We start from the raw sequence: 23408 nt of genomic DNA on the forward strand, positions 1-23408 counted from the left end.
AGTCCGGCCTGTGCCCCATCTGAAGATTACCCTGGCCTACGACGGTACCAACTATGCCGGCTGGCAGATTCAACCGGCGGCCCACGGCCCGACGGTTCAGGGGAAAGTTGTGGCGGCTATCAAGCGGTTGACGGGAGAGGATATAACCCCGGTAGCCGCCGGCCGGACAGACGCCGGGGTCCATGCCCGGGGACAGGTAATTAGTTTTAGCACCGGCAGCCGTATTCCCATCGAGCGCTGGCCCCTGGCCCTGAACAGCGTCCTGCCCGCTACTATCGTCGCCCTGGCAGCAGAAGAAACGGCACCCGGATTTCACGCCCGCTACCAGGCACGCTGGAAGTGGTACCGCTATACTATCTATAACCACAAGGTGCCGGATGTTTTTAGCCGCCATTACAGCTGGCACGTGCGGCAACCTCTGGAGGTAGCAGCTATGATCCAGGGAGCAGCCTCCCTGGAGGGGGAGCACGATTTTCGTTCCTTTTGCGCTGCCGGCAGCCCGGTGCGGCACTTTGTCCGCCGGGTAGAAAGGGTCCGGGTCACCCGGGAGGGCCCGCGCATCTACTTTGACGTCGTCGCCAACGGTTTTCTTTACCATATGGTCCGGATTATGGTCGGCACCCTGGTCGAGTGTGGCCGCGGGCGTCTGGCTCCGGAGGCGATCCCGGTTATCCTGGCGGCCCACTCCCGGGAGCAGGCCGGACCGACGGCCCCGGCCCAGGGGCTTTGTTTGGAACGTGTGGGCTACTAATTTCTTGACTTATATAGGGTTATTGCTTAAAATAGGACTGTTCATAGGAACAGGAGGGAAAAAATGTCCACCTTTATGGCCAAACCCCAAGAGGTTGAGCGCAAGTGGTACGTGATCAACGCGGACGGTAAAACCCTGGGCCGGGTTGCCACGGAAGCCGCCCGCCTCCTGCGGGGTAAACATAAACCAACCTTTACCCCCCACGTGGACACCGGCGACCACGTGATCATTATCAATGCCGAGAAAATCCGCCTTACGGGCAACAAACTCCAAAAGAAACAGTATATCCGCTACACGGGTTATCCCGGCGGTTTAAAAGTCATGAATTATGCCACCCTGTTAAAGACCTTCCCCGAGCGGGCCATTGAAAAGGCTGTCAAGGGCATGATCCCCCACAACAGCCTGGGCCGGAAAATGGTTAAAAAGCTGAAGGTCTACCGGGGTAATAACCATCCCCACACGGCTCAGAAGCCGGAAGTATGGGAGATTAAAGACTGACGGAAGGAGGCGACCCCTTTGGCCCAAGTACAGTTCTACGGTACCGGGCGGCGGAAGAACGCCATTGCCCGGGTGCGCCTGGTACCCGGTGAGGGGCGAGTCCTGGTGAATGATCGTCCCCTGGATACCTATTTTGGTCAAAAGATCCTGGAAATGCTGGTCCGCCAGCCCCTGGAAGCAACCGAGATGGCAGGGCGTTTTGATGTTCTGGCGAAAGTTGAGGGTGGTGGCATTGCCGGCCAGGCCGGAGCCATCCGCATGGGGATTGCCCGCGCCCTTTTACAGGCCGACGGTGAGTTGCGGCCGGTTTTAAAGCGCAGCGGTTTCCTCACCCGCGACCCGCGGATGAAAGAGAGAAGAAAGTACGGTTTGAAGAAAGCCCGTAAAGCACCGCAATTCTCGAAGCGCTAAAGGGAGGTTTTTATTATGCACATCCAGACGGTCTTTACTCCCCGCCTCCAGGACAGCGTCAAGCAGGGCGGCTGCGGTAACTGCCACGTCTCCTGCCAGTCGGCCTGTAAAACTTCCATTACCGTCAGTAACCAGCCCTGCGAGCGTAAAGCAAAGAAATAACCCCCGGGCCCGACGCCGACTGTCGGGCCTTTACTTTACTTGGAGGGGCGTGTTTTGGAGGATCACTCCATAGGGGGCTAAGCCCCTTCACCATGAAATATAAAAATGCGGGCAGGGATAGGTGCTGGCGGTTACAGGCGGAAGGCGACTTGGTTCGCGGCGAAAGCAAACTAAGCGAAGCCGTAGCGAGGCGGCGGTGAACGGGATGGGGATCGTAGCGTAGTTTCAGAAATGTGAAGTAGCACACCCCGTTATCATTGATCAAAAAGTTATAGTCCAGCCACCCCCGCCGCCGAGCAAGGCTGAGCGCCAAGTTTGCTAGCCGAGAACCACCGGAGCCTGCAGCCTGTACCGCCAGCCCAGCAGAGCTGTAAGCCATAACTACTTTTGGTAGTAGATTATCTTCGGGGGGATTCCTTTGGCTACAAGCTTAGATTTGACAGACGTTGACTGGCAGGGGGACCTGCACTGGTTTCCCTATGAGGATCTCATTCTCCTATTGGACGTCAACAGCGGCGCCGTCCACCTGCTGGACGCCCCGGCCCGGGACGTCCTGGAAGAACTCAAGGAGCGGGAGGAACGGGGGCTCCTGACGCCGGCCAACTGGCTGGCGGCCCTGCCCCGGTCAACGAGGACCTGGGGGGAAGAAACTATTACGGCGGTTTGCCGGGAAATGGCGGCTAAGCAGGCCGCCGGCACCCTTTTTACCCAGGACGAGGCCGGCCGCAACTATCGGCCGCCCCGGCCTACCCTCCAGGCCCTCTGCCTGCATGTTGCCCATGACTGTAACATGCGCTGCCGCTACTGTTTTGCCGACGGCGGTCCCTTCGGCGGCGAGCGCGGCTTGATGGACCGGGAGACCGGCTATGCCGCCCTGGACCTCCTTTTCCAGGAAGCCGGTAGCCGCCCCCGGGTGGAGGTAGACTTTTTCGGCGGTGAGCCCCTGTTAAACTTCGGGGTGGTCCAGGACCTGGTGGCCTACGGCCGACAAAAGGCGGCCGCCAGCGGTAAGAGAATCAGTTTCACCCTGACGACCAACGGCTTGGGCCTGACGGAGGAGGTAGAGAAGTATTTAATCGCCGAGGGCTTAAGCGTCATTTTAAGCCTCGATGGCCGCCGGGAGGTCCATGACTTTAACCGGCCCGACGCAGCCGGCCGGGGCACCTACGATCGTGTCGTCGAGCGGGAGCAACACTTCGTTGCCCGCCAGGATCACCGGGACTACTGGGTGCGGGGTACCTATACCCACCAGAACCTCGATTTTACCAGGGACATCCTGCATATGGTAGAGTTAGGATTTCGTTACCTGTCCCTGGAACCGGTGGTAGCCGCACCCGCGGCCGAATATGCTATTAAGGAGGAAGATCTACCTCGGTTGGCCACCGAGTACCGGCGCCTGGCCCGGGCCTACCTGGAAAAAGCCGCTGCGGGACAAGGCTTCTCCTTTTTCCATTTCAATATTGACGCGGCCGCCGGGCCCTGCCTGGTTAAACGGCTTACTGGTTGCGGCGCCGGCACCAGCTATTTGGCCGTAACCCCCTCCGGCGAACTCTACCCTTGCCACCAGCTGGTCGGCCGCCGGGATTATTGTCTGGGTAACGTCCGGCAGGGCCTGCTGCGGCCGGACCTGCGCGAGGCTTTCCGCCAGGCCTATGTTTATAACCAGCCGAACTGCCGCCGTTGCTGGGCGCGTTTTTACTGCAGTGGCGGCTGCCACGCCGCCAACCTGGCTGCTACCGGCGATTTGCGTCAACCGGCACCCATAGCCTGCGCTTTACAAAAAATGCGTTTGGAAGCCGCCCTCTATGTCCAGGTAAAAGAAACAAAAGAAACAAAAGAAAAAGGGAAAAGTTTGCTGAGATAGCAGGATTCTTGGCCGGAAGATAGAATATGTAATTTGGGGGAAAGGAGGAATGCAATGCCACCGTCAATTAAGCTACCGGCGGTAGCGACCAGCGTCGGGCGCTTCCTGCAGAAGGTGCCCGTATGGTGGGCAGAGATAAAGACTAGCAAGAAAAAACAAACATTGTTAATAAGCGGGATTCTAGCGGGTGGCCTGCTCCTGGCGGGCTGGCACCAGTTTACCGCCCCGAATGCCTGGGCGTTAATGGTCAACGGCCAGCAGGTGGCTGTAGTTGCCAGCCGGGCGGAGATTGATCACACCCTCCAGGAGATTATCAGGGAAGGCAGCCCCGGCAGTTACCAGGGGGTTCGCATTAGCGATAAGGTAGATTACCGGGAAGTGCGCGTCGACCCGCGGGAGATTATAACGGGTGAGGAATTAAAGAACCTCCTGTCCGGGCGGCTGCACCTGGTAGCGGCAGCCACGGTCATTACCATCGATGGTCAACCGCGGCTGCTTGTGAAAGACGATACTACCGCTGATGCCGTCCTGGCCGCTTTTAAACAGGCTTATCTGCCGCCAGCAGGCACAGGGCAGGTCCAGGAAGTCGCCTTCCTGGAGCAGGTAGCCTACGATCATCGCCCGGCCAGCCCGGCGGAGATTTTAAGCCCGGAGGCGGCCCTGGCCGCGTTGCAAGGAACGGCAACTGCCAGCAGCAACTATACCGTCAAGGAGGGCGACTCCCTCTGGAGCATTGCCCGGGAACATAACCTGCTGGTTGCCGATATTCAAAAGGCCAACCCGGACCTCCAGGGGGAACGCCTGGATATCGGCCAGCAGTTAAAACTGGCCGTAGAGAAACCATTACTTCAGGTAAGGGTAGTTTATAACCAGGAGGTCAAAGAACCCATACCCTTTGCTACTAAAGTAGAGGAAACGACTGGTCTATTACGGGGACAGGAAAAAGTAGCCCAAGAGGGCTCTGCAGGCGAGCAACTGGTCACCTACCAGGTAGTTATGCAGAACGGGGCAGTGGTAGATAAGAAGGTACTGCAGCAGCAGGTTCTTAAAGAACCCGTCACCAGGGTCGTTGAGCGCGGGACGCGGCTGGCCCTAGCTTCCCGGAGCGGGGGCTCCGGCCGCCTGGCCTGGCCGATTAGTGGAGCTATAACTTCGCCCTTCGGGTACCGGGGGCGGGGATTTCATACCGGCATAGACATCTCCGGGAACATAGGCGAACCGGTAGGTGCTGCTGAAGCCGGGGTAGTTATCAGTACCGGCTACGACGGCGGCTATGGTAAGATGATTGTTATTGACCACGGCGGTGGCTTAGTGACCAGGTACGCTCATTTATCCGGCTATAATGTGCGGCCGGGCCAGCAGGTAGAACGGGGCCAGACCATCGGCTATGTCGGCCTGACTGGGAACACCACCGGGCCCCACTTGCATTTTGAGGTCTTAATCGACGGTAGCTTTCAGAATCCGCGTAACTATCTCCGCTGAACGGGTTTCCATGGTCTGGTACGTGGTAGTTTAGACCCATTGAGGACAGGCACTGGAAGACAAACAAGCAGGCGGCATAGCCCTTTCAAGGCAGAGCAACTAATCCCTATGAGTAATCCATGGGGATTTTTCTTGCATTATCTAAAGTGCAGGCGTATACTAACAATAGTATATAAAAAATGAACCGCCTTAAGAATTGCCGTCGCGCATACGCACATAATATAGCAAGCGCCAAGCGATGGAAGTGTTTTTTGTCTAAAACATTTTTTGAAGGAGGGCTATACCTTTGGTCTACGATCTTATGATTATCGGCGGCGGGCCGGCCGGGCTGACGGCAGCCCTGTACGGTGCTCGGGGTGGTTTGAACACAATCCTGCTGGAAATGGGGGCCCCTGGCGGGCAGGCCGGCCAGACCGACAGGATTGAAAACTATCCGGGGTTTCCTGAGGGGATTTCCGGCATCGACCTGGCCATGAAGTTCGCCGAGCAGGCCCAGCGTTTCGGCGCCCGGGTAGAGATGACCGCCGTCCGAGGGGTTGATTTTTCCGGTAAGGAGAAAAAAGCCATTACCAGTAACGGCGAGTATGCAGCCCGGGCGGTCATTATCGCCAGCGGGGCCCATCCCCGGCCCCTGGGGGTGCCGGGGGAGGCTGAATTGCGCGGCCGCGGCGTTTCTTACTGCGCCACCTGCGACGGTGCCTTTTTCCGCGATAAAAAAGTGGCCGTAGTCGGCGGTGGCGACTCGGCGGTCGAGGAGGCTATGTTCTTAACCCGTTTTGCCAGCCAGGTCACTATTATCCACCGCCGCGACGCCCTACGGGCTGCCAGGGTGATCCAGGACCGGGCCCGGGATAACCCGAAGATTTCTTTTGCCTGGAATACTGTGGTGACCGCTGTCCGGGGTAAAGACAAGGTTACTAGCCTGGAACTGAAGGATGTTAAGAGCGGGGCCACCCGGGAGGAACCCTTCGAGGGGGTTTTTATCTTTATCGGGCTGGAAGCCAACACCGGTTTCCTGGGTAACGCCCTGGCCCTGGACCAGGGGGGGTATATCGTCACCCGGGAAGACCTGGCCACCTCCGTTCCCGGCGTCTTTGCCGCCGGCGATGTCCGCGCTAAAAACTTCCGCCAGGTAAGTACGGCCGTGGGCGATGGCGCCGTAGCGGCCATGGCCGCGGAGCGTTACCTGGCCGGCCTGGATTAGCCCTGGCCGCCCGGCGAAGGCACGACCAGCTTGACCGGGATAGCCCCAGGGAATATAATGAAGGCAAATATACCCTTCGGGGGTAGATGGAGGTAAGGGAAATGGCTGAGGTAACCCTGCATGTAGAAGGCATGTCCTGTAACCACTGCAAAATGAGTGTCGAAAAGGCCCTGAAGAACCTGGCCGGTGTCACCGGCGCCACCGTCGACCTGGGGGCGAAAACGGCCCGGGTTACTTATGATGCCGGTAAGGTAGATATCGAAGCCATGAGAAAGGCCGTCAGCGACGCCGGTTATGAAGTGAAATAGATCCAACCATTACCAGTGCTACTGTCACCAGCCTGTAGTATAATCGGAACGGGAGAGCTCCCAGGGAGGGGAGAAACATGTTCCAAGGCTGGTGGCAGTTTTTTCTTGTTATCTGCCTTGTTTTTTTGCTTATTACCGGTAGTTTATATTTTCAGCTTACAGCATTACCGCGCATCTGGACCTATGACCTGGTACGCCAGCTGGTCGCCGGCTTGACTGCCTGGCAGACCAGGGATTGGCTGGTCCTTAGCGGTGATCATTTCATTGTGCGTTACCAGCCGGGGGATGCCGCTATGGCCCCCCTGGTCTTAAAGACTGCTGAAGCGGCCTACCAGCCGGCCGCCAGGCTTTTGGCCTGCCGGCCCGGGGGCAAGAGCTTAATCCTCCTGTACCCGGATCGCGCCAGCCTGGCGCGGCAGTTTGGTTGGCCGGCCAGTGAGAGCGCCATGGGGGTCTACTGGGGCGGCGTTATTCGTGTCCTCTCACCCTACGACTGGGTTGACAGCCGGGACCCCGGGGAGGTAGCCGCTGTTTTCACGGCCTCCGGACCCATGGCCCACGAGTTTACCCACCTTCTGGTGGATATGAAGGCCCGGGGCAATTACCCCCGCTGGCTGACAGAAGGCATCGCCCAGGAGGTTGAACGCCGGCTGACGGGCTTTACTATGCCGGGGTCGGAACGGGCGACGTCCTGGTATTCCCTGGCGGATATGGACCGGGGCTTTGACAATTTGCCTGACCAGTCCCTGGCCTATCGCCAATCTCTGCTGATGGTTGATTATTTGCTTCAGAAGCGGGGCCTGGCAGGCCTGCAGCAGATTCTGGACTGCCTGGGGCAGGGGGCCACCCTGGACCAGGCCTTCCAGCAGGTGCTGGGGACGGATTTAGCCGGCTTTGCTGCCGGCTTCCAGCGGGCGGTGCCCCTGGAGTGGTCCCGGGCCGCCTTACCTGCCAGGGGGCCGGCCGGGCTATATCTGGAGCTATAACCTTTACAAAACCTAGTGTGGGCTAGCAGTGCAGGCTCCAGGCTCTGATGGTTCTCGGCAAGCAAACGCGGCGCTCAACCGCTCCCCATCCTGTTCACCGTTGCCGCGCTGCGGCCCCGTTTAGTTTGCCCTACGCCTCGGACCAGGTCGCCTTCCGCCTGTACCTGTCAGCCTTTCAGCCAGCATTTTTGTGGTTTGGTGGTGGAGACGACAGCCTCCATAAGGGAGGCAGGCAATTCGTATTTTCAAAAACTTCCGGGAGACCCCCGGAAGTTTTTTGTTGGCGGGCCCTGTAGCAGATGCAGGCTCTCAATTTCGCCCTGTCTGGCCGGATTTTTAGCTGTTCTCTTATAATCTCTTATAATCTCTTATAAAGAAGGTAACGTCAGGCAATATTAGAACTAGTAGTAAAGGAAACCATCAGGCGGGGCGTGGGCCGCACTGGCTGCCGCCCCCCTTAAAAGGTAAGGGGGTTGCTTGCTTGCGCTATTTTCTATCCGGTGGCTTTAAGCGTTATCGTCTGGCCTTATTAATTGCCATGGTTTTCTTGAGTGCGATCCTGGGTGCTGGCGTCGCCCTTTATTTTGCCCCCCAATTACTGCTGCGACCCCTACCGCCGGCACCCTCTCCGGCGGGTCAGGTCGCCCCGCCAGTGGGGATACCGGCGCAATTTACGGCTGATTCGCCGGTAGTCGCCATTGCCCGGCAGGTAGGCCCCAGTGTAGTTGGGGTGCAAGCTATGTCCGGTACCAGTTTTACCGGTAACGGCGTGGTAAAGCAGGGTTCGGGGGTAATCTTTGATACGACCAATGGCTATATTGTCACCAATAATCACGTTATTGCCGGTGCTGGGCGCATAACCGTCAGCCTGGATCGATCCCAGACCTACCCGGCTACCCTGGTGGGCGCTGATGAACGGAGCGATCTGGCGGTCCTGCGGGTCCAGGTTCCTAACCTCCCCCAGGCCCGCCTGGGGGATTCCAGCGCTTTGCAGGTGGGGGAAACGGTAGTGGCCATCGGCAACCCCCTGGGACGGGAGTTTGCCCGCTCAGTGACGGTGGGGGTGGTTAGTGCTTTAAACCGGGAGGTAACTGTTCCCGGACCCAGGGGAGTGGAAATCACCCTGCGGGTCCTGCAGACTGATGCCCCCATCAATCCGGGTAATAGCGGCGGCGCCCTGGTCAACTTGCGGGGTGAGATCATCGGCATCAACAGCGTTAAGATAGCTGCCAGTGGCGTCGAGGGCATGGGTTTCGCCATCCCCATTAACGACGTGCGGCCCATCATTGACCAGATAATTACCCGCGGCCATGTCACCCATCCCTTCCTGGGGGTTTATAACCTGCAGGAGATTACGCCGGAGATGAGCCAGTGGTATAATATTCCGGTGGGAGTATATATCGGCGGCGTCTTTAAAGATGGCCCGGCGGCTAAAGCTGGCCTGCGGGAAGGGGATGTCATTACCGCCGTGGATAACCAGAAGGTAAGCACCTACGATGAGATCCAGCGCCTGATCAACAAGAAATCCCCTGGCGAGCAGGTGGTGGTAACCATCGTCCGCCTCAAATCGCCGCAGCCGGTTAACCATACCATCACCCTGGGCGAATTACCCGCCTAGGACCAAGGGCAATTTTGCCGAAGCTAATTACGGGGGAATTTCCGGAGGAAACCATGCTTCACATTACGATCATTGTCGTCGGCAGGTTGCGGGAGCGCTACCTGACCGCCGGTGTGGGGGAATACCTGAAGCGCTTGCAGCCCTATGCCCGGGTATGCATCCTGGAGGCCCCTGAGGAAAAGATACCCGCTAAAACTTCGCCCGCCGGGGCCGAACATATCTTGGATTTGGAAGGCCGGGGAATCGCCAGGCTGCTGCCCCGGAACAGCTTTATCATTGCCCTGGACCGGGAGGGGGCCATGCTATCTTCCGAGGAACTGGCCGGCCAGCTGGGAGAGCTCGCCCTGGCCGGCAGGAATGAAATAACTTTGATTATCGGCGGTACCCTGGGCCTGGCGCCCTTTATCCTGCGGCAATCCGACCTGCGCCTCTCCTTCTCCCGCTTGACCTTTCCCCACCAGCTCATGCGCCTGCTCCTCCTGGAGCAGTTGTACCGCGCCTTCAAAATCCAGCGCGGAGAGACCTATCACCGGTAAACTGTACATGCCAGCGGCTTTTCTGGTCATAATACTCTCTGGGTATCATTACCAGGGAGGTGGGGGACTCTTTGCCCAGACAGTACCATTATCTAAAGCGCTATATCGAAGTAGCCGCCGTCCTGGCGCGCCACGGCTGGCAGGCTTACCGTGAGGCCGGTTCCTACCGTTATCCGGCCCGCCGGCCCCTGGTTGCCGGCCGGGGGTCCGGCGTGCCCGCCTACCGGCACCTGCGCCTGGCCTTTGAGGAACTGGGGCCGGTATTTATTAAACTGGGCCAGCTCCTCAGCACCAGGCCGGACCTGGTACCGGCGGCAATGGCGGCGGAATTCAGCTACCTCCAGGACCGGGTCCGCTCCCTGCCGGCAGGGGTCATTCGCCAGCAGGTCTTCCGGGAACTGGGGGCAGCCCCGGAAGAGGTCTTTGCCCACTTTGATTACCAGCCCTTGGCGGCAGCCTCTATTGCCCAGGTCCATCAAGCCCGGCTGTCGGGGGGCCAGGTAGTGGCCGTTAAGGTCCAGCGTCCCCACCTCGAGGGGGTGGTGGCTACCGACCTGGCCGTCCTGGAGAACCTGGGCCGCAAGATCAAGGGAACAGCCATCGGCCGTATCTGCGCCCTGGAGGAGATCCTGGCCACCTTTCGCCGCCAGATTGAACGCGAGCTCGACTTCACCACCGAAGCCCTGGCAATGGAGAATTTCCGCCGCCTGTATCGCGAACTACCCCAGGTGATCGTCCCCCAGGTTTACTGGGACTTTACCACCAGGGGTATCCTGACCATGGATTACCTGGCCGGGAAACGGCTGGCTGAGTGGGCCGGGAAAGGGGTGGACGGCCAGCGGGCGACCCTGCTCATTAAAGCCCTTTTGATGCCCTTTTTCCAGGAGGGTATCTTTCATGGCGACCCCCACCCGGGCAATATTCTCTTCCTGCCTGATGACTGCCTGGGATTGATTGATTTCGGCATTATCGGCCGCCTGGATGAGGAATTTCGTTACCAGGCCGCCAGGCTGATTTTGGGCCTCCAGGAACGCGACTTGCAGGCCGTGATCGAGGTCACCCTGAAACTCGGCCGGCCCCAAGCGGCGGTGGACTACCAGGCCCTTTACGAAGACACGGCGGAACTGGTGGACCGGGCGACAGGCACGGGCAAAGGGGAGCTTAACCTGGCCGGCCTGCTTCAAGGGATGGTGGAACTCGCCCGCCGGCATAACATCCACATGCCGGGGACCTTTTTTGTCCTCGGGCGAACGATCATGGAGGGAGAAAGCCTGGCCCGGCGCCTGGACCCATCCCTGGATTTGGTAAAGGTGACTGGCCCCCTGGCTGCCGGCTACCTGCGCAGCCGCCTGCGGCCCAACCTCACTCCCGGGCGGACCTACCACCGGGCGGCCTCCACCCTCCAGGAACTGCTGGATTTACCGCAAGATATCTCCCGCAGCCTAGATAAGCTCGCCCGGGGCCAATTAACCACCATCTTCGTCCACCGGGGGCTGGAGAACCTTTACTTAAAGCTGGATCTGGTCTCGGCCCGGCTGGGCGCCGCCCTGATCACGGCCGCCCTCATCGGCGCCGGGGCTTTAATTATCCACGCGGGAGCCGGTCCCCGGGTTAGAGGCCTGTCCCTCCTGGGACTGGGGGTTCTCTTTGGCTCCTTGATCCTGTGGGGGCTCTGGGCCCTGCTCCTGAGGGTCGGCCAGAAGGGCTAGGGCCTCCTTCAGTCGGGACCCTTGCCTTTTGCCGCCGCTGACCATAGAATTATATTATCGCTACTGACGGGAGAGGGAATAGATCATGGGTAAAGAGATTCTGGTCATCGGTCACCAGCGGCCCGATACGGATTCCATCGCCGCGGCCATCGGCTACGCCGCCCTGCGCAACGAGACGGATGGGGGCGGCTTCCAGGCGGCCCGGTGTGGCAAGATCAACGGGGAGACGGAATTCATCCTCTCTCATTTTGATATACCTGTACCGCCCCTGGTAAAGGACGTCCGTGCCCGTGTGAAGGATGTCCTGGATGGGGGGCTGCTCTTTATCCAGCCGGAGGCCACTGTGCGCCAGGCGGGGATCTTTATGCGCCAGCACGGGGTAAAGACCATGGCGGTGGTTGACGCGGAGCGGCACCTCCTGGGACTTTTTACCGTCGGCGATCTCGCCCGGCTGCTCCTGGAGGCCTGGGATACAGGCAACGTGCCCATGGATGAGCCCCTGGGCAAGTTCATGCAACGGGATAACCTGGTCGTTTTTAACCAGGACGACCTGATTACCGAGGTGCGCCGTACCATGCTGGAAACCCGTTACCGCAACTACCCGGTGGTTGATGACAACCACTGCCTGGTCGGGCTCATTGCCAGGTACCACCTGCTGGCCATGCGGGGTAAAAGGATAATCCTGGTAGATCATAATGAAAAAAGCCAGGCCGTACCCGGCATTGAAGAAGCCGAGACCATCGAGATAATCGACCACCACCGGGTAGCCGATATTGAGACGGCCGAACCTATCATGGTCCGTAATGAACCGGTGGGGAGCACGGCCACCATTATCACCAGGATGTATAAAGAACGGGGCGTCCAACCGGCTCCGGCTGTGGCTGGCGTCCTGTGCGCGGCCGTCCTTTCGGATACCCTGCTTTTTAAATCGCCGACAACCACCCCGGTCGATAGAGAGATGGCTACCTGGCTGGCTCAAACCGCCGGCATAGATGTTACCAATTTTGGCCGCGAGATGTTCCGTGCCGGCTCTTCCCTGGCCGGCCGGACCGGCCGGGAAATTATCCTTGAGGACTTTAAAAACTTCCACTTCGGCAGCACGGCGGTGGGTATCGGCCAGATAGAAATCATCGACCCGGACACCCTGCCCGTCGGGCGGGAAGAACTCCAGGAAGAACTGGCGCAACTCCAGGCGGAAAAGCATTACGACCTGGTGGTCCTGATGGTCACCGATTTGTTGCGTAACGGTACGGAATTGCTCTACGCCGGTCCCCAGGGCCGGGCGGTAGAGCTGGCCTTTAACGTTACCCCGGGGGCGGGGCGGGTCTTCCTGCCCGGGGTCATGTCCCGGAAAAAGCAGGTCGTCCCACCCCTGCGGCGGATGCTGCAGGAATAGGTTCTGTCGTAGCCCCAAGGGAACGGCCAGGCTGGTTGAGTAGTTACCATTATTTTTAGTTTCTGGATTAAATACCGGAAAAGTAGAGGGTTGGGCAACACTTTCCCAGAAAAAATTTTTTAAAAAATGAAGAAGGAAAAACAAAAGCCTTGTCGAATATATTAAACCGATGTGATGTACAACGTATATACGTATTAGGTCTAAAGGTGGTGATAAATAATGTTAGCTGACATTGTGATTATCGGAGGAGGTTATTTTGGCGCATCAGCAGCATACCACCTGGCCTTAAGGGGTTTTAAAATCATCCTCGTGGATCGCAGAGAAGTTGCCAGTGGAGCCTCAGGCGGCAATTTTGGTCGCGTGCAGTTACAGGATGCAGAATTAGGTTTAAGCCTTGATCTGAGTTTGTTAAGTTGGCAGCGCATATTAAGTTTGCAGAAAGAATTAGATATGGATATAGAATTTCGACGATCGGGCGCGTTAATAGTCGCCACCAACCCTCAAGAATGGGAAGAATTGCAGGAATTTCAACAAAGAAAAATGGGGGCGGGGCTAGAAATTAAACTACTTGAGAAACAAGAAGTTAAGGAAATAGAACCTCATCTGAACACGGAGCTTATTAAGGGAGCAAGCTATTGCTTGGAAGGACAGTTAAACCCTTTTAAACTAATCTACGCCTTTCTCCATAAAGCTTCTGTTTTGGAATGTAAAGTACTTGAAAACACGCCGGTGACAGGATTTCAGGTTGTCAACGGTAAAATAAAGGAAGTCATTACCTCTAGGGGTAAAATTTCCACTGATATAGTCGTCGTCACAACTGGTGCCTGGACAAAAATGTTGGGCAGGGAGATAGGGCTGGATATCCCCGTGGATTTCGTTTGGGGAGAGGCTTTGGTAACGGAAAAAGTAGGTCCGCTGCTGAAGAACTATTTTTCATTGGCCTCCTTTTTCGAAAGTGAACATTTAAACAAAACTGAACCATGCGTTTCCCTCTGTTGCACCTGCACCAATGCCGGCAATTTACTTATAGGGGAAACCATGATGCCGGGAAGCATTTATCAACTGACCGATAATAAGGGTTATTTGTCGCGGAAAGAAAATCTGCCGTTTTTGGCGCGAGAGTTAGCTCGCTTTTTTCCAGGCTTAAGTCACCTGAAGGTTATACGCAGCTGGAGGGTGCCTGTGGCCTGCACCAGGAACCACAGACCTTACTTAGGCTTTTGGGGTCCGGAAAACATGATTCTTGCCGCCGGTTTTAAAAGCTCGGCTATTATGACGCCTATCGCCGGCGAAATTATCGCGGAGCTGGCAGCGCGAGGAAAATATAATCTTGATCTAAGCGAGTTCCAAGGGGAAAGAAGCAAATGTTTAAACTGAAACGTAATACCTTGCATAACCAGGCTATTGAGGCTTTGCTGGGCATGATTAAAGAGGGATACTTTATTGATAACCGCTTGCCTTCCGAAGAAGAGCTGGCAGGGATGATGGGCATCAGCCGGGGCACGCTCCGGGAGGCATTGCATTCCCTGGTTAATACAGGTGTTATAACTAAAAAGCAGGGAAGAGGGAACTTTTATCATCGCGACATTGCCGCCCTGAGCGGGCGCCTGGACCTCACCACTGATTTTATTGAAATCTTGGAAAGCCAAGGAGGAGTAGTACGGGTAGAACAAAGTCAACCGGTGAAAACAGCGGCTTCTGCAGGCGCGAGGGCAAAGCTTCACCTGGGACCTGAAGATGAGGTGTGGAGTTTCGACTGGTTATATTACAAAAACGAACAGCCGGCGATTTTGGCCGAAATAGAAGTTCCCCATAAATATTTTTTGAGCCCTGCCTGGCAGCAAAAGCCCAGCCGCACCCTAAAAGAGTATTATGAGCTGCATTGCGCAAGCGAATTGGCCAAGATGGTTATCTGGATGAAATCAAGGACCTATAGCAGAGCGGCCGGGATATTTCAAAAAGATTTTTCAGCCCCTTTAACCTGGTGGGAGGAGGTATGGTACACCCTGGAAGACAACCCGGCCTGCTATGTTAACGTGTATTTTAAGCCGGGTCTGGTTGAATTAGCCATGGTTGTCAACCTCTAAATAAAAGTGCTAATAAAAGCGGTTTTTTAACGGGAAAGGAGGCTATAACAATGAAATAAGCGGGCCGGAGCTGAAGTAGTTTTAGGCCAAAGGGCCAGAGTTAATGTTGAAGGCGAATTTATTAGAAAAAAGGAGGAAAGACAAAATGCGGAAGGTTTACATTTGGGGGATAATCCTGGCGCTGGCAGTTTTTACGGCAGCCTTCCTGGGTGGTTGCGGCAACAAGGCTGCCAATCCGCCTAAAGAAGGGACTAAGCAGGAAACCGGCGCCGGCCAGCAGGCGGAAACCAAGAAACTAAAGATTGCCATGCTCCTGCCGGGAACAATTAACGACAACGGCTGGAATGCCTCGGCCTATGAAGGCCTGATGCTGGCTAAGGAAAAAGAGGGGGCTGAGGTGGCCTACCGGGAGAACGTCAGCCAGTCCGACCAGGAGGAGGCCTTCCGGGCCTACGCCTCCTCGGGCTACAATGTCATCTTTGCCCACGGTTTTGAATTTGGTGATGCCGCGAAGAAAGTGGCTAAAGACTTCCCGAAGACGAAATTTGTCGTCACTAGTAGCGACATTTCCCAGGAACCCAATGTCGCTTCGCTGGATATAGCCAACAAAGAAGTAGGTTTCCTCGGCGGGGTGGCGGCTGGCCTAATCACCAAGAGCAATAAAGTCGGCTTTGTCGGCGGCATGTCGATACCTTCCATAATAAATTGCCGCGACGGTTTTATAGCGGGGGCTAAATACGCCAACCCCGGCGTAACGGTTTTAGATTCCCTCACCGGCAACTTTGACGATGCAGCCAAGGCCAGGGAGATGGCTGTGGCCCTCATCAACCAGGGCGCCGATATAGTTATGCAGGATGCGGACCAGGCGGGCCTGGGGGTCATCCAGGCCGGCAAGGACAAAAAAGTTCTGGTAATCGGCTATGGGAAGGACCAGTCCAACCTGGCCCCGGAAAATGTCGTGGTCAGCAGCAAACAGAGCGTGCCGGTGGGGATCGCCTATATTACGGATCTGATTGCCCACGGGCAATTTCAGGCCAAGGCTTACTTGGTGGGCATAAAGGAAGGCGCCACCGGCCTGTACTGGAACGAGCAGCTGGCCTCCAAGGTGGTCAAACCCGAGGCCAAGCAAAAAATCGAAGCGATTATGGCCGATTTAAAGGCCGGCAAGATCAATGTCGATGAACTAATCGCCAAGAGTAAGAATAAATAAGTGGTGCTGGGGGGATTGCCGGCCGGTGAGGTCGCCAGCAGGCCGGCAATCCTTTTTTGCGCCGGCAGCATGTTGATGGGAGGCGATTGCGGTGCTGCGTATTAACGAGCATCCCGTCCTGGGACCAGCTCCCCAGCCACGCACGGTGACTATCTATTATAATGGCCGGCCTGTTGAAGCGTACGAAGGGGAGCCCATCGCCGTCGCCCTGCTGGCGAACGGCGTCAAGGCCCTGCGTCTTACCGATAAAAAGGGAGAGCCGCGGGGAATTTTTTGCTGTATCGGCCGCTGCTCCGACTGCCTCGTCTCAGTTGACGGGGAGCAGAATGTGCGCTCGTGTATTACTTTGGTCCGGGAAGGCATGGAGATCAAGAGTCAAGGGTAGGGGGTCTGGGCGTTGCTTCCAGGCATCGTTGACATTGCCGTAGTCGGGGGAGGCCCCGCCGGTTTAGTTGCCGCCGCTAAGGCGGCTGACTTCGGCGCCGGGGTCCTGCTGATTGATGAAAACCAAGCCCTCGGTGGCCAGCTGACCAAACAGATTCATAAATTTTTTGGTTCGCGGGGGCATTGGGCGGGGGTGCGCGGATATAAAATAGCCGCCCGCCTTGTTGAGGCCGTGCAGGCCGCCGGGATACAAGTAATGACCGATGCAGTAGCATATGGAATTTTCCCCGACAAGGTCTTGGGGATTGCTACCCCCAAGGGTTCAGTTTCAGTGGCGGCGAAGGCTATTATTTTGGCTACCGGCGCCAACGAAAAAGCCCTGGCCTTTCCCGGTTGGACGCTGCCCGGCGTGATGACGGCCGGCGCCGCCCAGACCTTGGCCAACATTCACCGGGTTTTGCCGGGCAAAAGGATTTTAATGGTAGGAGCCGGCAATGTCGGCTTAATTGTCAGCTATCAACTCCTCCAGGGGGGGGCCGAGGTTGTTGCCGTAGTCGAAGCCCAGCCCCACATCGGGGGCTATGAGGTCCATGCGACTAAAATTAAAAGTTTAGGTGTGCCGGTACTGACCAGCCATACAATTTTAAAGGCTGTCGGGCGTGAAAGCGTCGAAGGGGCGGTAATAGCGGCCTTATCCTCCGGCCTGCCGGTGCCCGGCAGTGAAAAGATGCTTGAGGTGGATACCATTTGCCTGGCGGTAGGGTTGACGCCGGCTTACGAGCTGGCTGCTATGGCCGGATGCCGGCTGCATTTCAGCCGGGAAGCCGGCGGGTGGGTCCCCGAGTATGACGCCACCCTGGCGACCGGTGTGCCGGGCGTTTTTGTGGCCGGGGATGCTTCCGGCGTCGAGGAGGCCTCCACCGCCATGGAAGAGGGCAAACTGGCTGCTGTGGCGGCGGCAAAGTATCTGGGCCTTATAGCGCCGGCAGCCGCCGCCGGCAGAATTGAGGCTATTGCCGCCGGGCTGGCAGAGTTGCGGGGGCGGAATTTTAGCATAAATCATGAGAAAAATGATCAAGTATGGCAAAAAATAGGGGGGAGGGGCCCTAAAGTCATTGTTGAGTGCCTGGAAGGCATACCCTGCAACCCTTGTGAAACGGCCTGCCCGCGGGGAGCCATTAAAGTTGGCCGGCCGATTACCAATATCCCGGCGGTCGATTTGGATAAATGTAACGGCTGCGGGCGTTGCGTGGCAGCATGTCCCGGCCAGGCCTGTTTTGTTGTGAACCTGAACTACGCCGAAGATACGGCCACGGTATCATTGCCGTGGGAAATGTTACCTTGGCCGGAGCAAGGCCAAATAGTTAAGATGGTTGATCGAGAAGGGCGCGAAGTTTGTACCGGGCGCGTATTGCGGGTAACCAATCCTTCGGTAAACGACCGTACGGCCGTGGTTACGGTGGCAGTGCCCAGGGAAATGGCACCATCAGCCCGCAGGTTAGCGCGGCAGAGAAAGGTGGTGGAGGTTGGTTAAAAAACCGGATGTCCTGGTCATCGGCGGGGGGATGATAGGGGCGGCCCTGACTTGGCAGCTGGCGCGGCGGGGCCTGAGGGTGGTGATGTTGAGCAAACACGGGCTGGCGGGGGGCGCCTCGGGTGCCAACTTGGGAATGGTGCTGCTGGCGGATTGCAAGCCGGGCTTTAGTTTCGAGTTGGCGTTGGCCGGTTTTCGTGAATTTGGGCATTTAGACGAAGAATTGGGATGGGATTTAGAATACGAAAATTGTCCGGTATTAGCCCTGATTCGCAACCAGGCTGAATGCCAAGAAGCCGGGGAAATCCTCGGCAACCTGCAGAGGGTCAATTTTCCCGTAGCGCTCCTGACGCCGGCGGAAGTAAAGGAACAGGCGCCCTCTTTAGATGTCGCGAAGATACAGGGCGCCCTGTATATGGAGCAGGGGCGGGTAAACCCATTGCAACTGGTTGCCGGTTATTGCCGCCGGGCGGCTGAACAAGGGGCCAATCTTGGCATGGACTATGAGGTGCTCGGGTTTAAAGTTACCGCGGGGCGAGTTACAGAGGTGGAAACGGATCACGGCGTGTTCCAGCCCGGAATGGTGGTTTTGGCGGCAGGGGCATGGACGCGCTCCTTAGGGCTGTTGCTCTCCCTAGACATACCGCAGTTTTATATCCACGGCGAAGCCCTGGTTACAGCTCCGGTGCCCGGCTTTTTACGCCATACTATTATAACCGTCCATTCAGAGAGGGCGTCTTTGGAAGAGGAAGCCACCCGGAGGGCCCTGGGTGGCGGGGGATGGGACAAAATAGACGGCTTAAAGGCCGTCGAGACGGCTGTGAATCCTACGGCCCGGGGTAATTTGATTTTAGGGCAGGTCAGCACTGTTGATCCGGCCTTTCGCCAAACAGTGAATGCCGGCAGCATCCAGCTCATAATCAAAGGTGTCCAAGGCTACCTGCCCGCTTTAAACCGCTTGACGTGCCTGCGTTCTTGGATTGCCCCGGTGCCCTTCACCTACGATCATGAACCCTTTGTAGGGCCTGTGCCGGCCATCGACAATCTCTATCTAGCTTCCGGCTTTAAAAGTACGCTGGTAGTAACTCCTATTATCACCCGCCTCCTGGCCGAATTGATTGTGGATGGAGCTACGTCACCGTCGTTAGAACCTTATTATCTTGAACGCTGGGGGGGTTTTCAAGTTGCCGATTCCTGATGACATTATTATTTGCCGCTGTGAGGAGGTTACTGCCGGAGAGGTACGGGAAGCCGTTCGGGCCGGATGCAACTCTCTGGCGGCCATCCGACGGTACACCCGGGCGGGTATGGGTCTATGCCAGGGCCGGACTTGCACCTTACTCCTCCGCCAGGTTTTGAGGGAAGAGGAGGACGACGCCGGGGAAATTGAGCCCCCGCGCGCTCGACCTCCCATCAGGGTGTTGAGTCTGGAGAGACTGAAGCCACTTGAGATAGATTCTTCCATTAATCGAGGAGACTGTTGACTGCTACTTCTTATTTTAAGGCTTACTTTACAACGATTCAGCGTTTGAGGGTAAAATAGCCCCTGGGTCCGTAGCGGTACCGGGGGCTTTTTAGCTTGCTTTCAGCTTATACAGGAAAAAACGTTTCCCTGGCGAATAAATCAATGATAAAGCTGAACACATTAGATATGTCCAACAGAGGGCATGACACCCGGGAGGGAGACCAGGTATGTCCCTAAAAGTGGTGGTAGTAAGCTGGGGTCAATTAACGAACGTTGTTCGGGAAGTGCAGTCTCAGCTTAGCGGGGAGGCGCAAATCGAGCTGGTAGAAGGACTGTTTGACCAGCAGACGACCCTGGAGATGGCCCGCCAGATTGAAGCCAGCGGCCAGGTGGACGTTTTTGTCAGCGGTGGCGGCAATGCCCGCATGCTCCGGCATAATTTACAAACCCCGGTAGTAGCGGTTACCGTCTCCGGTTATGACATGTTGAAGACAATCCTGCAAAGCCGTACCGGTGATGAAACGGTCTATTTTGTCCACTTTAGTGAAATAATTCATGAACTCAATGACTTGAAGGAGGTTCTCCCCTTCCCGGTCAATCAAGTGGCCCTGAAGACCCCGGCTGAAGGAGAGGCTTTTTTTAATGAACTCAGCCGTCAGGAGCAACCAGTGGTGATTGTGGGCGCCAGCCTGGCCTGGGACCTGGCCCGGCGCCACGGTCTGAAGGCGGTTTATGTATATACGCCCAAAGCCGTCCTGGAAGCCCTAGAGCGGGCAGTGGAACTGGCCCGGGTGCGACGCCAGGAGATGGAAAAGACCCAGCGCGTCCAGGCCATCCTTGATTTTGCCTGCGATGGCATAATCGCCTGCGACCAGCAGGGAATTATTACCGCCTTCAACCCGGCTGCCGAGATGATTACCGGCATCAGTTCCCAGGGGGCTACCGGCCGCCCGGTGGGGGAGGTCGTACCGTCGTTAAAGCTGGAAGCGGTGATTAGCAGCGACCGTGGTCTATTTAACCAACTGGAACGAATCAAAGATAAAGAGGTCATGGTTAATAAAGTGCCGGTTATCGTCCGCGGCGAGCCCCGGGGTGCGGTGGCTACCTTGCATGATATCGTCACCATTCAGAAGGCCGAGCACCAGATTCGCCTCAAGGCCCGCCGGGAGGGGCTGGAAGCCAAGACGACCTTTGCGGAGATCGTCGGTGAATCCCAGATCATCCAGCAGACGATTGCCCAGGCCAGGCAGTACGCTCGTTCCGAAGCCACGATCCTCATTATGGGCGAAACCGGCACTGGCAAAGAGCTTTTTGCCCAGGCCATTCATAACGCCAGCCAGAGACAGGGCCAGCCTTTTGTCGCCATCAACTGCGCCGCTGTGCCGGAGAACCTCCTGGAGAGTGAGCTTTTTGGTTATGAGGAGGGGGCTTTCACCGGGGCCAGGAAGAGCGGTAAATTGGGGCTTTTTGAACTGGCCCATGGGGGGACCATGTTCCTGGATGAAATTGGCGATATTTCCCAGGCTATCCAGATTAAACTCCTGCGATTTCTCCAGCAAAAGGAGATTATGCGGGTGGGCGGCCAGTACACTATCCCTGTGGATGTCCGGGTAATCGCCGCCACCAACCGCGATTTACTGGCGGCAGTCCGGGAGGGAACCTTCCGTGCTGACCTCTATTACCGTTTGAATGTCTTACCCCTCCATTTGCCACCCCTGCGGGAACGTAAAGAAGATATCCCGGTTCTCTTAAGGGACATGCTTTTTAAAGCCAACCGGGCCCTGGCCCGTTATGCGCCGGTGATTGCCCGGGAGATATTATTGCACCTGCCCGCCTACTCCTGGCCCGGTAACGTGCGGGAGCTACAAAACATTGCCGAAAGGATTATGGCCCTGGCCCTGACGGCTAATTTGAGCGAGCACCAGGTGCAAGAACTGATAGGTATGGTTCTTCAGCAAGGAGCTTATGAAGAGACGGTTAAGATTAAAGCCGGGGATTTAAGTCTCCGGGCGGGCGAACGTAAAGACGATCTGAAAAAGGAGATTGGCAACCTGGAGAAGGAGGTTATCCTGGAAGCCCTGCGCCAGACCCGGGGGAATAAAACTCGCGCGGCGGCATTACTGGGGGTGAGTCGCTCCACCCTGTGGCGAAAGTTGAGGGAGGATATTTCCTAAGGTGTCGCATCTTGTTTCAGCAACGGAAAACGTTTTATTTATGATACGAGGATTAAACGTTTATAATTGTCTAATATCAGCAAATGCACGCCCGGCGCCTGGCATGCTTTTTGCAATAATGGTTCTTCAGATGGTTCTTTAGTAGGACTTGCGGGAGGTGGTTACCAAAAAGGCCTAATATGAGGTTTTATGCCGCGGGCGAAAATTATTTTCACAACAGGAGGAGGTAAAGTATTTGAGTATTGCCGAGCGGTTGGAACGCCTGCCATTGAGTAGTTTTCATTACAAGATGCTCTTTATCTGCGGCATCGGCTGGCTCTTCGACGCCATGGACGTGGGGTTGGTAGCCTTTGTCCTGCCGGCGGTAGGTAAGGAATGGAGCCTGACGGCCACCCAGATGGGAGCCCTGGGGAGCATCGGCCTGCTGGGGATGGGTTTAGGCGCCGTCTTCGGTGGCAGTTTGAGCGACCTCTGGGGCCGGAAGCGGGTCTTTAATTACACCCTGATCTTCTACGGCATCGCCACCTTCCTGGCGGGTTTATCCGTCAATTACACCATGCTCATGACCCTGCGCTTCCTGGTGGGCCTGGGCCTGGGAGCCGAGGTGCCGGTAGCCTTCACCCTGGCCAGCGAGTTTTCCCCCGCCCAGTACCGGGGTAGAATGTCGGTATTGCTGGAGAGCTTCTGGGCCTTCGGCTGGATCGCCTCCGCCCTCATCGGTTACCTGGCCGTACCTCACTGGGGCTGGCGCCTGGCCTTCTTTATCGGCGCCCTGCCGGCCCTCTACGCCGCCGTCCTGCGGCGGGCTTTACCCGAATCGCCCCGTTATCTGGAGAAGACCGGGAAAGAAGAAGAAGCCCGGGAAATAGTTGAAAGGATTGAGAGGAGTTGCGGCGTCGACCCGAGCAAGGTAACGGCCAGCCCGGTAGCGGCCACGGGCGAAACAGCCGTCAAAGCCACCTTTGCCGACCTCTGGTCCTCCCGCTACTTCCGGCGCACCCTCTGCCTGTGGATCCTGTGGTTTGGCATTAATTTTTCCTATTACGGCATTGTTACCTGGCTGCCCTCCCTGATGGTGGGTAAAGGTTTCGCCATTATCAAGAGTTTTGAATACGTCCTCATCATGACCCTGGGCCAGGTACCGGGCTACTTCAGCGCCGCCTACCTGGTGGAGAAGATCGGCCGCAAGGCCACCCTGGTGTCCTACCTTGTTTTAAGCGGGGTAGCGGCCTACATGTTCTCTTTAAGCGTCACCACCAGCCAGATCATCTGGTGGGGCCTGGCCGTTTACTTCTTCAATCTGGGGGCCTGGGGCGTCCTCTACGCCTACACCCCGGAGATGTACCCGACGGCCATCCGGGCGACGGGATCCGGGTGGGCCTCCTTCTGCGGCCGTATTGGCGCCATCCTGGCGCCGATGATTGTCGGCCAGATGATTGTGGTCATGGGCCAGGCAGCGGCCTACCCCCTGATTTTCATCCTCTTTACGGCTGTTTTCGTCGCCACGGCCCTGGGCATGCTGCTGCTGGGCATTGAGACGAAAGGCAAGACCCTGGAGGAACTGGCCAGGATGTGATGGCTGCCTGGTATGTGCATCAGGCCGGGTGCGGGTAGCCCGGACGGCCGCCC

The 23408-nt window shown here is 57.0% G+C and carries 22 protein-coding genes; all 22 read left to right on the forward strand.

Annotation, left to right across the window (positions count from 1 at the left end; all coding sequences use genetic code 11):
* The first annotated feature begins 10 nt into the window (after positions 1 to 10).
* The 22 genes from truA (at position 11) to SDD30_RS05130 (ending at position 23355) form a co-directional block, all read left to right on the forward strand.
* Positions 11 to 751, forward strand: a complete 741-nt coding sequence (gene truA, locus SDD30_RS05025) for a tRNA pseudouridine(38-40) synthase TruA (RefSeq protein ID WP_434073830.1) — start codon at positions 11 to 13, stop codon at positions 749 to 751.
* A gap of 63 nt (positions 752 to 814) precedes the next feature.
* Positions 815 to 1249: a 50S ribosomal protein L13 gene (rplM, locus tag SDD30_RS05030; protein WP_434073831.1), complete on the forward strand. Its 435-nt coding sequence runs from the start codon at positions 815 to 817 to the stop codon at positions 1247 to 1249.
* Positions 1250 to 1267: 18 nt separating this feature from the next.
* Positions 1268 to 1660: a 30S ribosomal protein S9 gene (gene rpsI / locus SDD30_RS05035; protein WP_434073832.1), complete on the forward strand. Its 393-nt coding sequence runs from the start codon at positions 1268 to 1270 to the stop codon at positions 1658 to 1660.
* A 15-nt stretch (positions 1661 to 1675) separates the two neighbouring features.
* Entirely contained in the window at positions 1676 to 1822 is a 147-nt protein-coding gene (gene scfA, locus SDD30_RS05040; protein WP_434073833.1) for a six-cysteine ranthipeptide SCIFF, read from the forward strand.
* 418 nt (positions 1823 to 2240) lie between these two features.
* Positions 2241 to 3686, forward strand: coding sequence for a thioether cross-link-forming SCIFF peptide maturase (scfB, locus tag SDD30_RS05045; RefSeq protein ID WP_434073834.1), 1446 nt, complete (start codon positions 2241 to 2243; stop codon positions 3684 to 3686).
* A 54-nt stretch (positions 3687 to 3740) separates the two neighbouring features.
* Positions 3741 to 5168 carry a peptidoglycan DD-metalloendopeptidase family protein gene (locus SDD30_RS05050; protein WP_434073835.1) on the forward strand — a complete coding sequence of 476 codons (1428 nt, stop codon included), beginning with the start codon at positions 3741 to 3743 and terminating at the stop codon, positions 5166 to 5168.
* 286 nt (positions 5169 to 5454) lie between these two features.
* Positions 5455 to 6372 (forward strand): thioredoxin-disulfide reductase, encoded by a 918-nt coding sequence (gene trxB / locus SDD30_RS05055; RefSeq protein ID WP_434073836.1) that lies wholly within the window; start codon positions 5455 to 5457, stop codon positions 6370 to 6372.
* 101 nt (positions 6373 to 6473) lie between these two features.
* A complete protein-coding gene (locus tag SDD30_RS05060; protein WP_434073837.1) occupies positions 6474 to 6680 on the forward strand; it encodes a copper ion binding protein in 207 nt (68 codons plus the stop codon).
* A gap of 77 nt (positions 6681 to 6757) precedes the next feature.
* Positions 6758 to 7666 carry a peptidase MA family metallohydrolase gene (locus tag SDD30_RS05065; RefSeq protein ID WP_434073838.1) on the forward strand — a complete coding sequence of 303 codons (909 nt, stop codon included), beginning with the start codon at positions 6758 to 6760 and terminating at the stop codon, positions 7664 to 7666.
* A gap of 481 nt (positions 7667 to 8147) precedes the next feature.
* The gene (locus tag SDD30_RS05070; RefSeq protein WP_434073839.1) at positions 8148 to 9284 is read left to right on the forward strand and encodes a S1C family serine protease; all 1137 of its coding nucleotides are present in this window, start codon (positions 8148 to 8150) and stop codon (positions 9282 to 9284) included.
* A 53-nt stretch (positions 9285 to 9337) separates the two neighbouring features.
* Positions 9338 to 9820 carry a 23S rRNA (pseudouridine(1915)-N(3))-methyltransferase RlmH gene (rlmH, locus tag SDD30_RS05075; RefSeq protein ID WP_434073840.1) on the forward strand — a complete coding sequence of 161 codons (483 nt, stop codon included), beginning with the start codon at positions 9338 to 9340 and terminating at the stop codon, positions 9818 to 9820.
* 71 nt (positions 9821 to 9891) lie between these two features.
* Positions 9892 to 11529: an ABC1 kinase family protein gene (locus tag SDD30_RS05080; RefSeq protein ID WP_434073841.1), complete on the forward strand. Its 1638-nt coding sequence runs from the start codon at positions 9892 to 9894 to the stop codon at positions 11527 to 11529.
* 85 nt (positions 11530 to 11614) lie between these two features.
* The gene (locus tag SDD30_RS05085) at positions 11615 to 12925 is read left to right on the forward strand and encodes a putative manganese-dependent inorganic diphosphatase (RefSeq protein WP_434073842.1); all 1311 of its coding nucleotides are present in this window, start codon (positions 11615 to 11617) and stop codon (positions 12923 to 12925) included.
* A gap of 219 nt (positions 12926 to 13144) precedes the next feature.
* Positions 13145 to 14302: an NAD(P)/FAD-dependent oxidoreductase gene (locus tag SDD30_RS05090; protein WP_434073843.1), complete on the forward strand. Its 1158-nt coding sequence runs from the start codon at positions 13145 to 13147 to the stop codon at positions 14300 to 14302.
* Positions 14290 to 15012 (forward strand): GntR family transcriptional regulator, encoded by a 723-nt coding sequence (locus tag SDD30_RS05095; protein ID WP_434073844.1) that lies wholly within the window; start codon positions 14290 to 14292, stop codon positions 15010 to 15012. Before SDD30_RS05090 ends, SDD30_RS05095 begins: the two co-directional genes overlap by 13 nt.
* A gap of 145 nt (positions 15013 to 15157) precedes the next feature.
* Entirely contained in the window at positions 15158 to 16222 is a 1065-nt protein-coding gene (locus tag SDD30_RS05100) for a BMP family protein (protein WP_109206980.1), read from the forward strand.
* A 91-nt stretch (positions 16223 to 16313) separates the two neighbouring features.
* The gene (locus tag SDD30_RS05105; protein WP_434073845.1) at positions 16314 to 16607 is read left to right on the forward strand and encodes a (2Fe-2S)-binding protein; all 294 of its coding nucleotides are present in this window, start codon (positions 16314 to 16316) and stop codon (positions 16605 to 16607) included.
* 12 nt (positions 16608 to 16619) lie between these two features.
* Positions 16620 to 18140 (forward strand): FAD-dependent oxidoreductase, encoded by a 1521-nt coding sequence (locus SDD30_RS05110; RefSeq protein WP_434073846.1) that lies wholly within the window; start codon positions 16620 to 16622, stop codon positions 18138 to 18140.
* Entirely contained in the window at positions 18133 to 19338 is a 1206-nt protein-coding gene (locus SDD30_RS05115) for an NAD(P)/FAD-dependent oxidoreductase (RefSeq protein WP_434073847.1), read from the forward strand. The genes SDD30_RS05110 and SDD30_RS05115 overlap by 8 nt, the downstream gene beginning before the upstream one ends.
* Positions 19325 to 19624, forward strand: a complete 300-nt coding sequence (locus SDD30_RS05120; protein WP_434073848.1) for a (2Fe-2S)-binding protein — start codon at positions 19325 to 19327, stop codon at positions 19622 to 19624. The genes SDD30_RS05115 and SDD30_RS05120 overlap by 14 nt, the downstream gene beginning before the upstream one ends.
* A 208-nt stretch (positions 19625 to 19832) precedes the next feature.
* A complete protein-coding gene (locus SDD30_RS05125) occupies positions 19833 to 21779 on the forward strand; it encodes a sigma 54-interacting transcriptional regulator (RefSeq protein ID WP_434073849.1) in 1947 nt (648 codons plus the stop codon).
* Positions 21780 to 22014: 235 nt separating this feature from the next.
* Entirely contained in the window at positions 22015 to 23355 is a 1341-nt protein-coding gene (locus tag SDD30_RS05130) for an MFS transporter (protein ID WP_434073850.1), read from the forward strand.
* Positions 23356 to 23408 lie beyond the last annotated feature (53 nt).

It is taken from the genome of Moorella naiadis (nom. illeg.), from assembly GCF_051020825.1.
Taxonomy (GTDB): domain Bacteria; phylum Bacillota; class DSM-521; order Neomoorellales; family Neomoorellaceae; genus Neomoorella; species Neomoorella naiadis.

Coding starts and splice junctions, on each gene's coding strand:
- rplM (WP_434073831.1), top strand. CDS start 815: ATGTCCACCTTTATGGCCAAACCCCAAGAGGTTGAGCGCAAGTGGTAC.
- scfA (WP_434073833.1), top strand. CDS start 1,676: ATGCACATCCAGACGGTCTTTACTCCCCGCCTCCAGGACAGCGTCAAG.
- SDD30_RS05050 (WP_434073835.1), top strand. CDS start 3,741: ATGCCACCGTCAATTAAGCTACCGGCGGTAGCGACCAGCGTCGGGCGC.
- SDD30_RS05060 (WP_434073837.1), top strand. CDS start 6,474: ATGGCTGAGGTAACCCTGCATGTAGAAGGCATGTCCTGTAACCACTGC.
- SDD30_RS05065 (WP_434073838.1), top strand. CDS start 6,758: ATGTTCCAAGGCTGGTGGCAGTTTTTTCTTGTTATCTGCCTTGTTTTT.
- rlmH (WP_434073840.1), top strand. CDS start 9,338: ATGCTTCACATTACGATCATTGTCGTCGGCAGGTTGCGGGAGCGCTAC.
- SDD30_RS05085 (WP_434073842.1), top strand. CDS start 11,615: ATGGGTAAAGAGATTCTGGTCATCGGTCACCAGCGGCCCGATACGGAT.
- SDD30_RS05090 (WP_434073843.1), top strand. CDS start 13,145: ATGTTAGCTGACATTGTGATTATCGGAGGAGGTTATTTTGGCGCATCA.
- SDD30_RS05095 (WP_434073844.1), top strand. CDS start 14,290: ATGTTTAAACTGAAACGTAATACCTTGCATAACCAGGCTATTGAGGCT.
- SDD30_RS05100 (WP_109206980.1), top strand. CDS start 15,158: ATGCGGAAGGTTTACATTTGGGGGATAATCCTGGCGCTGGCAGTTTTT.
- SDD30_RS05125 (WP_434073849.1), top strand. CDS start 19,833: ATGTCCCTAAAAGTGGTGGTAGTAAGCTGGGGTCAATTAACGAACGTT.